The following is a 15,566-nucleotide window of genomic DNA, read 5'->3' as shown; positions in this document are numbered from 1 at the left end:
GTGCGCGTATGCGTCGTGTCGTCGTTACCGGTCTGGGCATCGTCTCGGCCATCGGGAACAACAAGGACGAGGTTCTGACCTCGCTCAAGGCTGGCAAGTCCGGCATTTCCGCCAATCAGGACATGATTGATCATGGGTTCCGCAGCCAAATTGCGGGTATGCCTGACATCGACATTGCGGCACATGTGGATAAGCGCACGCTGCGTTTTATGGGGCCGGGTGCGGCCTATGCCCATATTGCCATGAGCCAAGCGATCGAAGATGCTGGCCTTGCTGAAGATGACGTGGTGAATCCACGCACCGGCCTTGTGGCGGGTTCAGGTGGTCCATCGACCAGCGCAATGTTTGCAGCCCACCAGACCGCCCTGAAAACCGGCGCCACGAAGCGGATTGGACCGTTTGCGGTTCCGAAATGCATGGGGTCGACCATTTCCGCGAACCTTGCAACTGCCTTTAAAATCAAGGGCATCAACTATTCGATCACCTCGGCCTGTTCGACCAGCCTGCACTGCATTGGCAACGCGGCCGAACAGATCATGATGGGCAAGCAGGATGTGATGTTTGCCGGCGGCGGCGAGGAGCTGGATTGGACGCTTTCGTGCCTCTTTGACGCAATGGGCGCGATGTCCTCGAAATACAACGACACGCCCGAGAAAGCCTCGCGCGCCTTCGACGCGGATCGCGACGGGTTCGTGATTGGCGGCGGCGGTGCCATTCTGGTGCTGGAAGATTTGGAACACGCCAAAGCACGTGGCGCGAAGGTTTACGCTGAAGTCACTGGTTACGGCGCGACCTCGGACGGCCACGACATGGTGGCACCGTCCGGTGAAGGCGGCGAGCGCGCAATGCGCTTGGCCATGGACATGCTGCCCGAGGGCCGCAAGGTCGGCTATATCAACGCCCATGGCACATCGACCCCCGTCGGTGATGTGGGCGAGGTTGAAGCCGTACGACGCGTCTTCGGCGAAGGCACAACACCTCCGATCAGCTCGACCAAATCGATGACAGGTCACAGCCAGGGCGCCACCGGTGCTCAGGAAGCGGTCTATTGCTTGCTGATGTTGGAAAATGACTTCATCGCGCCCTCGATCAATGTTGAAAACCTTGATCCCGGCATCAATGAAGGCGAGATCGCCACGGCGCTTGTAGAAAACGCTGGTCTGGATTCGGTGATGACCAACAGTTTTGGCTTTGGCGGCACCAATGGCTCGATGATCATGAGCAAATACCAAGACTGATACGACGACGAATTTGACACAAACAGAATTGAGGGACTGACATGGCAGGGCTTATGCAAGGTAAACGCGGCCTCATCATGGGGGTTGCAAACCAACGCTCGATCGCTTGGGGCATTGCGCAGGCAATGGCAAACGAAGGCGCAGAACTGGCGTTTTCCTATCAAGGCGATGCGTTTGGCGGGCGGGTTGCTCCGCTGGCTGAATCTGTTGGGTCGGACATTCTCGTCGACATGGACGTGACTGATGACGCGGCACTGGACAAAGGGTTCAACGACCTGTGGTCAAAATGGGACTCAATCGATTTCCTTGTTCACGCAATTGCCTATTCGGACAAGAACGAGCTGACCGGCCGCTTCGTCGACACGTCACGCGCGAACTTCAAGCACTCGATGGACATCAGTTGCTATTCCCTGATCGAAGTCGCGCGTCGCGTGGCCCCAAAGATGACCGAAGGCGGCACAATCCTGACCCTGACTTATGGCGGGTCGAACCGCGTGACGCCATTCTACAACGTAATGGGTGTCGCCAAAGCCGCACTGGAATCTTCCGTGCGTTATCTGGCCAACGACCTTGGCCCTGATGGCATCCGCGTCAACGCGATCTCACCCGGTCCGATGAAAACGCTGGCTGGCGCAGCCATTGGCGGCGCGCGCAAAACCTTCCGCCACACGGAACAAAACGCTCCGCTGCGCCAGAACGCAACGCTTGAAGCCGTGGGCGGCACCGCTGTTTATTTGGCAAGCGATTACGGCAACTGCACCACTGGCGAGATTATCACCGTGGACAGCGGCTTCCACGTTCTGGGCATGCCTCAGCCGGACAATCTCTGACGGGCACTGCGGCCCTCACCAAGAAGGCTCCCAATCGGGAGCCTTTTTTGTTTCAGATCTGGCTCTGGACCCTATCCCTGATCTGGTGCTTACTGCGCCAAACAAGATGAGGACCCGCAACATGCAAACATTCACCGCCAATGACGGTCTTGAACTTGCCTATCGGGACGAAGGTGAAGGTCTGCCGGTGCTGGCCCTGTCCGGACTCACGCGCAACTCAGACGACTTCAACTTCGTTGCGCCTCATCTGCAAGGCGTCCGCCTGATCCGCATGGATTATCGCGGGCGCGGACAATCTGACTGGGGTGACCACAAAACCTATACGGTGCCGCAAGAAGGGCTGGATGCGCTTTTCCTGATGAACCATCTGGGAATCGAAAAAGCCGCCATCCTTGGCACCTCGCGTGGCGGTCTGATCGCGATGGGGTTGGCAGCCACAGTAAGGGACAAACTTCTGGGCGTTTGCATGAACGACATTGGTCCCGAACTTGCCCCAAACGGGCTGGACAACATCATGGGGTATCTGGGGCGCAAACCGCGCACCAAAACCATCGAAGAGGCCGCCGAGGCGCGTTCGAAACTCATGGCTGATTTTGGCTTTAAAGATGTGCCGATGGAGCGCTGGATCGAAGAATGCCACAACCTGTTCGAACAGGACGATAAAGTCCTTACCAACCGCTATGACCCTGCCCTGCGCGATGCGGTCGAAGCCGCTGGTGCCCAACCCGCTCCGGACCTTTGGCCCTTCTTTGACGCGATGGATAGCCTGCCGCTGGCCTTGATCCATGGTGAAAATTCGGACCTTTTGTCCAATGACACCGTCGCCGAAATGCAAAAGCGCCGCCCAGATATGGGTTATGCAAAGGTGCCCAACCGCGGCCACGTGCCCTTCCTTGACGAACCCGAAGCCCTTGCAACCATCACAGAATGGCTAGGGAAGATGAGATGAACATCAACGAGATCAGAAACGCAGCCCAACGCTGTGCAGGGCATGTCCGGCGCACGCCACTTTTGTCTTCGCCGTTTCTGGATGAAATCGCAGGGCGGCGCATATTCGTGAAGCCCGAATGCCTGCAACATACGGGAAGCTTCAAGTATCGCGGTGCACATAACGCGATTTCCCAACTGACTGCCGATCAACGCGAGATGGGTGTGATCGCCTTCTCATCCGGCAATCACGCGCAAGGCATCGCGCTTGCGGCCCGCCAAAACGGCGCACCTTCTGTGATCGTGATGCCATCAGACGCCCCGCGCATGAAAATTGACAACACCCGCGCGCTTGGGGCCGAGGTGGTGCTCTATGACCGCACCAATGAAGACCGCGACGCCATCGGCGCCCAGATTGCAGAAGAACGCGAACTTACTCTGATCAAACCCTTCGACAACGAGGCCGTAATTGCAGGCCAAGGCACTGTTGGGCTTGAGGTTGCCAATCAGGTTCGTGAAGAATGCATTTCAAATGCACAGGTGCTGGTCCCTTGCGGTGGGGGTGGTTTGACCTCGGGCATTGCGCTTGCATTGGAGCATGAAGCTCCCGGCATGAAGGTACGTCCCGTTGAGCCTGCGGGGTTCGACGATGTGACACGCTCGCTTATCAGCGGTCAGATTGAAGAAAACGCCCAGCGCGCCGGGTCGATCTGCGATGCGATTATCACGCCCTCGCCCGGTGAGATCACCTTTCCCATCATGAAACGCCTGTGCGGACCCGGCATTGTTGTGCCGGATGAAAACTGCCTGCGTGCCATGGCGCAAGGATTCACCCGGTTGAAGCTGGTGATCGAACCCGGGGCGGCCATTGCCCTGGCTGCGGCCCTATTCCATCCCGACCAGATCGAAGGCGACGCGGTGATTGTAGTGGCCACCGGGGGCAATGTTGATGCCCCAGTATTCGCCGATGCCCTAAACCGTTTTGCCTGACCGGAGACCCCTATGACTGATTTCACGATTGCCTCGTTCAATGTCAAAAACCTAATTGGCGCAGACCAGGAGTTTTACCAGTTCCTCAGCTACACCCCAGAAGAATATGCGTGGAAGCGCGACTGGATGGCGGATCAGATGATGTCTCTGGATGCCGACATCATCGCTTTTCAAGAGATTTTCGAAGAAGACGCTCTTCTTGACGTGATCGGCGAGGCCAACATCCGCGCTCACGAATTGAACGCGGCAACCATTCCGGACGAAAGCAAACGCTATCACCGCAAGGCGATCTTTCGAAAGCTTGCCACACATCCTTGGCCCAAAGACGGGTTGGCTTTCGCGGCGAACTCGGCCGATGGTGGCCCCGGGGAACGTCGCCCTGGCGTAGCGGTGCTGTCGCGCTTTGGCTTTGTGGGCGAGCCCGAGATTATTCAGGATCTGCCCGAGCCCGTGACCATTCCCTTCCCTGCACTGCGTGGGGATGAAGGGGATGCGGGGCACTACACGTTGACCCGCCTGTCACGCCCAATCCTCAAGGTCCGCGTGCCCGTTGGGGATCAGGTCATCACCATCTTCAACTGCCACCTGAAATCTAAACTGGGCGAGTTCATTCGACCCGAAGGTGCCCCCTATGCACCCGAAGTTGATCTGACCCGCTATGACCCGGTGGGCCGTGCCCTTGGGTCTGCCCGCTCCGCCATGCGTCGAATGGCTGAGGCATGGGTATTGCGCAAGCTTGTGGTCGCGGAAATTAAAGTTGGCCATCCCGTCGCGGTTGCCGGAGATTTCAACGACGGCGAACATGCAGTCAGCTCGGAAATTATCGCGGGCGAAGTGCCGTTCAAGAACTATTCCTGGATGCTACGCCACGATGCCAAAACCGATCGCGACCGGTATAGCCGTGAAGAGAACAAGCAGATCACCGCCGCGGTCGAGGCCGTGCGCCTACATTCGGCCGAAAAGCTTTTCGTGCGCAAGTCGTTGCGCGATATGGTCTATACCTCGGCCTTTGGAGGTGTGTTTGAAAGCATCGACCAGATTTTCCTCAGCCGCCATTTCCACCCGGACAATCCCAAGCGGATCGCCGACATGACGTATTTCAGCGTCTTGAATGACCATATCACCGATGGCTCTCATCCCGAGGCACCGTATAACAAGCTCGCCTCGGATCACGGTCAGATCATGGCACATTTGACCCTGCTGGATGATGAGGAATGATCATCATACCCAATGACAACGGCGTGGCGCTTCACGTGGTTGACAGCGGGCCAAAGGACGGTCCCGCCGTGGTGTTTGCCCATGCGCTAGGGTCTGACTTGACTATGTGGGACGCGCTGACGTCGGAACTGCCAGACCACCTGCGCCTGATCCGAATGGACATGCGCGGACATGGCCAAAGCCGATGCCCCGACGGTCCCTATCCGATGGGGGACCTTGTGGGTGACGCTGGCCGCGCATTGGACCAGCTGGGCGTGAAAGACTGCGTCTTCGTAGGCCTCTCGATCGGCGGTATCATCGCACAAGGGCTGGCGGCCGAACGGCTGGATCTGGTCCGCGGGTTGGTGATTTCGAACAGCGCGGCCAAGATCGGCACACCGTGGATCTGGGCTGCACGTATTAAGAAGGTTCACGACAGCGGGATCGACGCTGTGGTTGATGCCAATATCGACCGTTGGTTTTCGCGCGCCAGCAAACGGGATCACCCGGAACTGCTGGAGGACGCTCGCGCCCGCATGCGCGCCACCCCGCTTCAGGGCTATCTAGGCTGCATGGAAGCCATCGCGGACACTGATTTATACGAAAGCACTGCACGGCTGCGGCTGCCAACGCTAGCGATTGCAGGCAGCGAAGATGGCTCGACCCCTGCCGACATGGTCCGGGAAACCGCTGCCCTGATCCCTGGCGCGCGCTTTGAACTGATCCGCGGCACGGGCCACATGTCCCCGGTCGAGAAATCCGCCGAGTATGCCGCGCTTTTGACGGACTTCCTGCGTTCCATCGGACATTTCTAGGAAACGCCGCGTCGTTTTCCGCCATTCCTGTCGCAACTCTGTTGGCAAGTCCGCGGTTTCCGCGCAAGCTTGCTTGAAAACCATGCCAACAGGAGCCGCCATGGACCGGATCAAAGCCGCCGTCTGCCACGAGTTTGGGAAACCGCTGGTGATCGAGGAGATCTCGATCCGCCCGCCAGAGGGCAGCGAGGTTGAAGTGACGCTGGACGCCGTCGCCATCTGTCACAGTGATATCTCCTATGCAGATGGCGCTTGGGGTGGATCCTTGCCCGCCGTCTATGGCCACGAGGCCGCCGGGCGGATCACCAATGTCGGCGATCACGTAAAGGGTCTGTCCGTGGGCGATCCCGTCGTCGTGACCCTGATCCGTGCCTGCCAAACCTGCCCCAGCTGTGCGTCTGGCACGCCAACTGCTTGCGGCACGCCCTATGATGGGGATCACGGGCCGATCACGGATGTAGACGGCGGCAAGATGCATCAAGCGATGGCCACTGGCGCGTTTGCTGAAAGGGTTGTGGTCGAACAAAGCCAAGTGGTCAAACTGCCCGAGAATATGGCGATGGACATCGCATCCCTATTGGCCTGCGGTGTGATCACCGGGGTTGGCGCTGCTGTCAACGCAGGCAATGTGCGCGCAGGCGATGTTGTCGTGGTCATCGGCGCAGGCGGCGTTGGCCTTAATGCCATTCAGGGCGCACGTATCGCCGGTGCCTCGCGGATCATCGCTGTCGACATGTCGGAAGAGAAGCTGGACGTCGCGATGGAATTTGGCGCCACGGACGGAGTACTCGCCACCTCAGAAAAGCCGTGGAAAGCCGCGATGAAGGCGACGGGGCGTGGAGCCGACGCTGTACTGGTCACCGTGGGCGCGATCCCCGCCTATGACAGCGCCCCGCGCTATCTGGCCCCCGGCGGTAAGGTGGTGATGGTCGGCATGCCCCATTCCGGAGACATGTCCAGCTATGAACCCGTGGTTCTGGCAGCCCTTGGTCAGGGCATGGTTGGGTCCAAAATGGGCGATGTGGTCATCCAGCGCGACATCCCGTGGATGATCGACCTCTATCAACAGGGGCGTCTGAAATTGGACGAGCTGATCTCGGGCCGATGGTCCTTTGATCAGATCAACGAGGCGATTGCCGACACCAAAACCGGGGCTGCGCGGCGCAACGTCATCCTGTTCGATAAGGTCTGATCGCATGAAGCTCCAAGATCTCGACATCATCGTAACCGCCCCGCCTGCCCCTGGCTGGGGTGGACGCTATTGGATCTTTGTGAAAGTCACGACGGACAACGGGATCACTGGATGGGGCGAGGTTTATGCCAGCGCCGTTGGCCCCGACGCCATGCTCGCTGTGATCGAGGATGTGTTTGCCCGCCATATGCAGGACGAAAACCCTGAGAATATCGAGTTGATGTTCCGCCGCTCTTATTCCGCCGGGTTCACACAACGCCCCGATCCCACTGTGATGGGGGCGTTCTCGGGGCTCGAGATCGCCTGCTGGGACATTTTGGGTAAAGCACGTGAGCGTCCCATCTGGGCGCTGCTGGGCGGCAAGATGAACGAACGGTTGCGGTCCTACACTTATCTTTATCCCGATCCACATCACGCCCTGCCCGAATTCTGGACCTCGCCGGAAATGGCTGCCGAGGCTGCCCTCACCCGCGTCGAACAAGGTTTCACCGCACTGAAGTTCGATCCTGCCGGACCTTACACGATCCGGTCGGGCCACATGCCTTCCATGAAAGACATCTCGCGGTCAGTGGCGTTCTGCAAGGCGATCCGCGAAGCCGTCGGCGACCGCGCCGACCTTCTATTCGGCACGCACGGCCAATTCACCACGGGCGGTGCAATCCGCATGGCCGAAGCCATCGCCCCCTATCAGCCGCTTTGGTTTGAAGAACCGATCCCACCTGACAACTTGGCGGAAATGGCGAAGGTCGCGCACGCCAGCACGGTGCCCGTTGCCACCGGTGAGCGTCTGTCGACCAAAGCCGAGTTTGCAGAAGTGTTACGACGAGGCGCCGCTTCAATCCTGCAGCCTGCACTTGGTCGCGCAGGCGGGATTTGGGAAGCCAAAAAAATCGCTACCATCGCCGAAGTGCACAACGCTTTGATTGCTCCGCACCTATATGCAGGACCAATTGAATGGGCCGCCAACCTGCAACTGGGCGCGTCCATTCCGAACCTATTAATGGTGGAAACCATCGAACAGGGGGGCGACTTCCACCTTGCCCTGACCGGCAACACGATCCGCTGGGAAGACGGGTTTGTTATACCACCGGACGCACCGGGACTTGGGATTGAACCGGACGAAGCCCTGATGCGAGCACATCCTTACACGGGAAGCGGATTACATTTGGAGATGCAGGAAGACCCCTGCAGCTATGATCAGGAAAATCAGTTTGAAGGAGGTGCACCGTCCATCAAATCTGACGACGCATAGCCCGGCCTAAACCAGCAGCGGTTTCTTGTTTTTGAAATGACGCTCAACAAGCTTCATTTGGCGCTTCGCATCAGGCGTGAACTTGGCAAAACTTGGGCTATAGTCCCGATCCGCCAGTTCCGGGAACAACGTCAGAACCTCATTTCGGGCTTCATCACTAATCGCCTTCAAGGCTTCTGGCCCGGTGTACAAGCTTTCGCTGGGTGCCCCTTCGGCATAGACCACCTGATGGTCGTCAAACAGCATGTGATAGTAGGTCACTTCGGTCATCGATTGGTCAATGTAAATGCCCGGAAGATGCGTCAACTTGATCGCATGCACCAATACATCCGTCGTTCCAAACATGCGCTGCGCAATGGGCGACCTGACCAGCATCCGGTGTTGACGGGAAACCATAAGATCGCGGTTCGGCAAGCCATCGCCCAACGCACCCGCGGTAATGCGGATCGGGAACAGCTTTGGGTTGCTAAGAAGCTTCTCGACCGTCACCGGGCTTTTTCCGATCCATCGCACAGGTTTCTTACCTTCGGCGGTCAGAACCAGATCACCAACTTGAACATCCTCAATCGCAACGGGGCCGCGTTCGGTTTCGATAAGTGTCCCTGTGGTAAAACAGGTGACATCATCCCATGGGAACCCAGAAGTCCAGTCTTGCCAGCCCCCTAGACTGTCAACGACAGCCCCGTCATCAAAAGCAGACCCCGGTGCTGGTACAAAAATAAAATTGCTACCTGTCGACCAAAGATAAAAATCTTCGGTATGTGTGGTACCGCCCGAATCCGTGAACGTCAGTTCGTAGGTGCCGCCGCGTGGATTGGTGTATGTCGTTCCACCGATCGTGATCTCTTCTGTGAAATCATCGGTGAAGTAAGGGGACATGTTGGGGTCATCATCTTCAATGGTAACAGGCAGCAAAGTGGTGGGCGAACCGGTCCCCGACCATATCCAACCTTGTACGTTATAGGTGGGCATAGCTCACCTCCACTCAACACACAGGCTTTCATCGCTGACTGAGAGCAATCCAATATAGCTATCGGCAGCTCAACAATTTCAGTCCTGTTCGCAACATAAATACTTGTCCGATAGTAGTACATTAATCAAAAGCTTGCAATTTTCATCTCGCTATAACTGCATTTCATGTCAAAACACACCCTAAAGAAGAGTGTCGCCAGTTTTCTCGAGGCTAAGGTTTTTCTGGCTTTTGGATACAGTATCCGTTAGTGACGATCTAACCCTGAGTTCCAACCCTGTTCCGCAAAAGGAAATCCCATGTCGCAATCCGTGTTCTCGGGCACCATGCCCGCTTTGATGACCCCATGCACAGCCGATCGCACGCCCGACTACGACGCGTTGGTCAAAAAGGGGCACGAGATGATCGCGACCGGCATGTCCGCTGTGGTTTATTGCGGGTCCATGGGCGATTGGCCGCTTCTGACAGATGAAGAGCGCATGACAGGTGTTGAACGCCTTGTTGAAGCAGGCATCCCGGTTGTTGTGGGAACGGGTGCAATCAACTCGAAATCTGCGGTAGCCCTTGCGGCGCACGCGCAGAAGATCGGTGCGGTTGGGTTGATGGTTATTCCGCGGGTTCTGTCACGCGGATCATCGATGGCTGCCCAGAAAAACCACTTCAAGGCGATCCTGTCTGCTGCACCGGATGTGCCCGCCATCATCTACAACAGCCCCGTTTATGGTTTCGCGACCAAAGCAGACCTGTTTTTCGCTCTGCGCGCCGAGCACCCCAACCTGATTGGCTTCAAAGAGTTCGGCGGCAAAGATGACCTGCGCTATGCGGCGGAGCACATCACCAGCCAAGATGACAGCGTAACGCTGATGGTTGGTGTCGATACCGAGGTCTATCATGGCTTCGTCAATTGCGGCGCGACGGGTTCCATCACCGGGATTGGCACTGCCCTTCCGAGAGAGGCACTTCTGCTGGCAGCCTTGTCGCAGAAAGCTGCAGAAGGTCATGCAGAAGCTCGCAAGCGCGCGCTTGAACTGGAAGATGCCTTTGGAGTTCTAGCCAGCTTCGACGAAGGCACCGATTTGGTGCTGTACTATAAGCACCTTCTGGTCCTGAATGGCGAAGAGGAATACCGCCTGCACTTCAACGAAACTGACGCCCTGTCAGATGCCCAGCGAAACTACTGCGAACAACAATACGCTTTGTTCAAAGCATGGTATGCTGACTGGTCAACACAGGGTGGCATCATCGCCGAGTGCATGTAAGCCAATCCGCAACCCAACAGGATCAAAATGCGCAGCAGCAAAACCATTCATGTCGTATCCGCCCATGCCGAGGGCGAGGTTGGCGATGTGATCGTCGGTGGCGTCGCCCCTCCGCCCGGAGACACAGTTTGGGAACAGCGCAATTTCATTGCCGAAGATCAGACCCTGCGCAACTTCGTGTTAAACGAACCACGTGGCGGCGTGTTTCGCCACGTGAACCTTCTGGTTCCACCCAAGCACCCGGATGCCGACGCGGCCTGGATCATCATGGAGCCTGAAGACACGCCGCCCATGTCGGGATCAAACTCGATCTGCGTGTCTACCGTGCTGCTGGACAGTGGCATTCTGCCAATGAACGAGCCCGAAACACACCTGACACTGGAAGCTCCGGGTGGGTTGGTTCGTGTGCGTGCCGAATGCAGGAATGGCAAAGCTGAACGGATACACGTGCGGAATGTGCCCAGCTTTGCGGACAAGATCGCGGTGCCGCTTGAGGTGGAAGGGGTGGGCACATTGACCGTTGATACGGCTTATGGTGGTGACAGCTTTGTCGTTGTCGATGCGCAATCACTCGGCTTCGAAATCGTCGAAAGCGAAGCCAAAGACATCGCCAGACTGGGTGTAAAAATCACCAATGCTGCGAACGACCAACTGGGCTTCTCACACCCTGAAAATCCAGATTGGAACCACATCTCGTTTTGCGCCTTTTGCGGTCCGCTCTCGCAAACGGAAACGGGGCTCACCGGCAAATCAGCCGTTGCGATCCAACCGGGGAAAGTTGATCGCTCGCCCACCGGCACAGCTGTTTCAGCCCGCATTGCGCTGATGTCCGCGAAAGGTCAGATGCAGGTGGGGCAAACCTTCGACGCGGTGTCGATTATTGGATCACGCTTTTCAGGAAAGCTGATTGAAACCACGAAAATTGGAAACACCGCTGCAATCATCCCCGAAATCTCGGGCCGCGGGTGGATCACCGGCACACACCAACACATGCTTGATCCTGATGATCCTTGGCCGGGCGGGTATCGCCTAAGCGACACATGGGGCGCTTAAGGCAGGCGTATCTGACCAATTGGTCAAGGAAACAATAGGTGCATCCCACTTGAACATCTGGCACACCGGTTCCAAAATGCCGCGCAACCAAACTCAGGGCCAACAATGACCGTCAAACGCAAGATCGCACGACAAAGCCTTCCGGATGTGATCACCAATGACCTGCGTGAGCGTATTCTAAGCGGCGACCTTATCGAAGGGACGGTAATCCGTCAGGAAGCTTTGGCGGATGAATATGACGTATCGCGCATGCCGATCCGTGAAGCCTTGAAACGGTTGGACGCAGAAGGTCTTGTCCATCTGACAAACAACCGCGGTGCATCCGTTGTGAAACACTCGATCGCGGAAATTGGTGAGATCTTTGATCTTCGTATTCTGATCGAAGTGGATTTGTTCAAACGTGCCATCCCAAACATGACGCAGGCCGATTTCGACAAATGCGAGATGATCCTGGCGCAAATGGAAACATCCTATGATGCGGATGATGTGGCCCATTGGGGTGCCCTAAATTTTGAATATCACACAGCGCTTTATGCAGCGGCAGAGCGCGGACTGACGAACGAGCTGTTGCATCGTGTGAACCTACAATCCGATCGCTATGTGCGGATGCATCTCAGTCTTATGGAACAGCGCGATGGCGCAAAGGACGAACACAGCCGTCTTTTGGAACTCGCGAAAGCCGGTGACGTGGACGCAGCAACAGCATTACTGACCCAGCATATCCAAAATACCAAAGACGAACTTCTGACCGTAATCACAGCACTGCGAGACGCTGAGGCGCGCTGATCAGCTGGTCAAGAAATGTCGGGGAATCTGACACCCGGCAAACAACTTCATTCGTTCCGGATAGAAAAGGACCAGACAACATTGATACGCTGTCTGGTCCATTTGTTTAGGTGCCTACTCAGCAGCCGAAGCTTGCTCTGCACGTGCCGACTTGTCGCGCAAGCCATCACGGTACAGTGCTTTCGTGAGCGAGATACACATCAGGCCCATCACCATCGTGAACGGCAAAGCGCCGATGATCATGGCGCTTTTCAGAGCTTCCATGGGATCAGCTCCACCGTTGGTCTTACCTGCGATCAACAACGTGCCAATCACAAACGTCAGGATAAGACCCCAAACGATTTTGTGCTTGTTGCCGATGTTCTGATCACCGCCAGACATGATGGTGTTCATCACCAGAATGCCCGAGTCAGCAGAGGTCACCAGGAAGGTCATGATCAGAACCACACACATCACGGTGATGCCGGTCAGAAGCCCGCCCGAGATGATCTGCTCAAGTGTCACGAACAGTTTGGCGGTGTTCGACGCACCGATGATTGCACCTTCGGCAGCACCGCTCAGTTCCATATCGATGGCAGTGCCACCCAGAACAGTCATCCACGCAAAGCAGACAAGTGCAGGGGCCAGAACGCAGCCTACGATGAATTCACGCACTGTGCGGCCTTTCGAGATACGCGCAAGGAACAACCCAACGAAGGGTGAGAACGCGATCCACCAAGCCCAGTAGAAGGTGGTCCAGCCAGCTTGCCAGCCGAACTGACGACCTTGCTCACCCGCAGCATATGCGGCTGTCAGAACTTCGTCAGGCAAGGCTGCAGCTTCGCCTTCAAGACCAGACTTGAAGCCTGCAAAAGAACCCCAAGCATTGGTTGCCCCACCACGCAGAGCGTCCGCATATGGAACGGCCTCGGCGGGCAAAGACGCCGCGAAGTCAGTCGCAGATTGCGGACCAAATGCGCCGAAGCTTAGCGAAACGTAGTGCAGGATGTAGTCAACAAATGCGGTTGCATAAGTTGTCATGGCGAACATGAACGATCCGAAAATGACAAAGGTCATCAGCAGGATGATCGACAGAACCAGGTTAAGGTTCGACAGGTATTTCACCCCGCGTCCAACACCGGAAACTGCAGACAGAATGGAAAGGCCCATGATCACAACAAGACCGACGATCAGGCCAACTGTGCCCGGCGCAGGTGCATCACCTGTCATGTCCATCATCCATTCAGCACCGGTGATCGCATAAAGACCATCGATAAACTGTGACACGCCAAAACCGATAGTTACGGATACACCAAGGATTGTTGCAACAACCCCAAGAACATCCACAACATGGCCAAGAAAGCCGTTCATCATCTTACCGAAAAGCGGTGTCAGGGCAGAACGGATCGTCAGCGGCATGTCACGCGTGTAGGCGTAATAAGCCAGCGATAGTCCAGTCGCGACGTAGATTGCCCAGGCATGGAAGCCATAGTGCAGGAACGTGTAGCGGAAGCCGGATTGAACGGCCTCTGGGCTGTTGGCACCTACGCTGCCTGCGAGCACTTCGGGGTTGGATCCCCAAAGGCCAAGAGGCTCGGCCGTGGCGAAGACCATCAGGCCTACGCCCAGACCAGCGCCAAACATCATCGAGAACCATGAGAAATTTGAGAACTCAGGGGCTTCGCCTGCGCGTCCCATGATCCTGCGACCAGTTTGCGGCAACAATGCCACCACCAGCAGGAAGAACGAGAAAAGGCCAACGATGACGATGTAGAACGAGTTGAAGCTTTCCAGAAGCTTCCAGTTCAGGCTGCCAAGAACGCCATTGGCGTTGGCAGGCCAGACAAGGGCCCAGATAACCAGGCCAACCATGATTGCTTTGCTGAGAAGCGCGATTTCAACGCTGTGCCCCTCGTAGAACCCACTTGCGGCCCTTTTGACCTGCAAATCGGTGAATGGTTGCTTTAAAGACATGCGTCTCCTCCCTGTTCGCACGTGAATTTTTCCGGGTTAGTTGATTTTCCGATGGCGGCCCCCCGGATGGTTTCCGCTCGGTTTAATTCAGGATAGACTCGATTTTAGCCAGTGTCGCCACATTCACAGCAACACCATTATCCTTGGCGGACAGCCGTTTGTTACGGCGTCCATCACCGGGCAAATGTGCGCCTTCTTGTTGGTGGATTGCTTCGACCAAACCGACAACACCTGTGGAATAAGCGTCACCCGAAGTCGTCCCTGGATCAACTGCCAAAAAGAATTGTCCGGTTTTCGGTGGGCCGCCTGCTGTCCCCGAAAACGGTGACGCATTGATGCCCAGAGTGGCTCCGGTCATAGCGGCTGCCATGATTTCGGTCATCAAGGCGACACCAACACCTTTGTAGCCCCCAGACGGCGCCATGGAGCCTTTCAGGCCAACTTCAGGATCGGTTGTTGGATTGCCTTCTGCATCGAGCGCCCAGCCGACGGGGATGGGTTTGCCTTCGCGGGCATGCTTCATCACTTCGCTTTTGGCGATGGTGCTGGCGCTTTGGTCGATCAGCACCGCTGGCTGCCCATCAGAACCCGGCGCAGCAATCGAGAAAGGGTTTGTGCCAACAACAGGCTTGGCACCGCCAGACGGCGCAATCGAGGCTGGCGCATTGGTGAAACCAATCCCCAACAAACCCGCCTGTGCCAGTCTGTGTGTGTGATAGCCCAGAACACCACAGTTATAACTATTGCGGATCGCCAGCGCGGCAATGCCTTGCTCGCGCGCAGCGGGGATCAAGGCTTCGAACCCCTGATCAATTGCGGAATGCGCAAAACCAGTGGCCGCATCAACAGTGATGACGCCCGGCTTTGGGCGCTCCAGAACAGGCTTGGCTTGTCCATCAACTTTCCCGCACTGAACGTGCTCACAGTAAATTGGGATATAGGCCAACCCGTGGCTGGCAACGCCGTCAGCTTCGGTCGCTGCGGTGGCAACGGCCAGCGGCCGTGCATTTTCCTCTGACGTTCCGGCCGCCACAAGCGCACGAAAGGACAGGTCTTCGATTTCAGCCAGTGTAAGTGTTTTCGTCTCTACCATAGTGTTGCCTT

Annotated in this window: 14 protein-coding genes; 11 read left to right on the top strand and 3 right to left on the bottom strand. The window is 56.8% G+C overall.

Features of this window, described 5'->3' with window-relative positions:
• Nucleotides 1-8 precede the first annotated feature (8 nt).
• The 8 genes from fabB (at nt 9) to MWU55_RS04665 (ending at nt 8,441) form a co-directional block, all read left to right on the top strand.
• Entirely contained in the window at nt 9-1,238 is a 1,230-nt protein-coding gene (fabB, locus tag MWU55_RS04700; RefSeq protein WP_246934599.1) for a beta-ketoacyl-ACP synthase I, read from the top strand.
• Between the two features lie 41 nt (nt 1,239-1,279).
• The gene (locus MWU55_RS04695) at nt 1,280-2,068 is read left to right on the top strand and encodes an enoyl-ACP reductase (RefSeq protein ID WP_246934598.1); all 789 of its coding nucleotides are present in this window, start codon (nt 1,280-1,282) and stop codon (nt 2,066-2,068) included.
• Nucleotides 2,069-2,189: 121 nt separating this feature from the next.
• Nucleotides 2,190-3,017 (top strand): alpha/beta hydrolase, encoded by an 828-nt coding sequence (locus MWU55_RS04690; RefSeq protein ID WP_246934597.1) that lies wholly within the window; start codon nt 2,190-2,192, stop codon nt 3,015-3,017.
• Nucleotides 3,014-3,985 (top strand): threonine/serine dehydratase, encoded by a 972-nt coding sequence (locus MWU55_RS04685; protein WP_246934792.1) that lies wholly within the window; start codon nt 3,014-3,016, stop codon nt 3,983-3,985. Before MWU55_RS04690 ends, MWU55_RS04685 begins: the two co-directional genes overlap by 4 nt.
• Nucleotides 3,986-3,997: 12 nt before the next feature.
• On the top strand, nt 3,998-5,203 hold the full coding sequence (locus tag MWU55_RS04680) for an endonuclease/exonuclease/phosphatase family protein (protein ID WP_246934596.1): 1,206 nt from the start codon (nt 3,998-4,000) through the stop codon (nt 5,201-5,203).
• Nucleotides 5,200-5,997 carry a 3-oxoadipate enol-lactonase gene (pcaD, locus tag MWU55_RS04675; protein ID WP_246934595.1) on the top strand — a complete coding sequence of 266 codons (798 nt, stop codon included), beginning with the start codon at nt 5,200-5,202 and terminating at the stop codon, nt 5,995-5,997. Before MWU55_RS04680 ends, pcaD begins: the two co-directional genes overlap by 4 nt.
• A 100-nt stretch (nt 5,998-6,097) precedes the next feature.
• Nucleotides 6,098-7,189, top strand: coding sequence for a zinc-binding dehydrogenase (locus MWU55_RS04670; protein ID WP_246934594.1), 1,092 nt, complete (start codon nt 6,098-6,100; stop codon nt 7,187-7,189).
• A 4-nt stretch (nt 7,190-7,193) separates the two neighbouring features.
• A complete protein-coding gene (locus MWU55_RS04665) occupies nt 7,194-8,441 on the top strand; it encodes a mandelate racemase/muconate lactonizing enzyme family protein (protein ID WP_246934593.1) in 1,248 nt (415 codons plus the stop codon).
• 6 nt (nt 8,442-8,447) lie between these two features.
• On the opposite strand, the gene MWU55_RS04660 is transcribed toward MWU55_RS04665, so the two are convergent.
• Entirely contained in the window at nt 8,448-9,413 is a 966-nt protein-coding gene (locus tag MWU55_RS04660) for a Hint domain-containing protein (protein ID WP_246934592.1), read from the bottom strand.
• Nucleotides 9,414-9,710: 297 nt separating this feature from the next.
• Here MWU55_RS04660 and MWU55_RS04655 point away from each other — a divergent pair, with 297 nt between their 5' ends.
• The 3 genes from MWU55_RS04655 to MWU55_RS04645 all read left to right on the top strand — a co-directional run bounded on the left by MWU55_RS04655 (nt 9,711) and on the right by MWU55_RS04645 (nt 12,509).
• Entirely contained in the window at nt 9,711-10,670 is a 960-nt protein-coding gene (locus MWU55_RS04655; RefSeq protein WP_246934591.1) for a dihydrodipicolinate synthase family protein, read from the top strand.
• 27 nt (nt 10,671-10,697) lie between these two features.
• Nucleotides 10,698-11,723 carry a proline racemase family protein gene (locus MWU55_RS04650; protein ID WP_246934590.1) on the top strand — a complete coding sequence of 342 codons (1,026 nt, stop codon included), beginning with the start codon at nt 10,698-10,700 and terminating at the stop codon, nt 11,721-11,723.
• Between the two features lie 105 nt (nt 11,724-11,828).
• Nucleotides 11,829-12,509 carry a GntR family transcriptional regulator gene (locus MWU55_RS04645; protein WP_246934589.1) on the top strand — a complete coding sequence of 227 codons (681 nt, stop codon included), beginning with the start codon at nt 11,829-11,831 and terminating at the stop codon, nt 12,507-12,509.
• Nucleotides 12,510-12,623: 114 nt separating this feature from the next.
• Here the strand turns inward: MWU55_RS04645 and MWU55_RS04640 are convergent, their stop codons facing one another.
• Together MWU55_RS04640 and MWU55_RS04635 are read right to left on the bottom strand one after the other, a co-directional pair.
• Nucleotides 12,624-14,462 (bottom strand): BCCT family transporter, encoded by a 1,839-nt coding sequence (locus MWU55_RS04640; protein ID WP_246934588.1) that lies wholly within the window; start codon nt 14,460-14,462, stop codon nt 12,624-12,626.
• Nucleotides 14,463-14,544: 82 nt separating this feature from the next.
• Nucleotides 14,545-15,555, bottom strand: a complete 1,011-nt coding sequence (locus MWU55_RS04635; protein ID WP_246934587.1) for an Ldh family oxidoreductase — start codon at nt 15,553-15,555, stop codon at nt 14,545-14,547.
• Nucleotides 15,556-15,566: the final 11 nt, after the last annotated feature.

Source organism: Aliiroseovarius sp. F20344 (genome assembly GCF_023016155.1).
Lineage (GTDB): Bacteria > Pseudomonadota > Alphaproteobacteria > Rhodobacterales > Rhodobacteraceae > Aliiroseovarius.
This window is presented reverse-complemented; position numbering and strand designations above follow the sequence as displayed.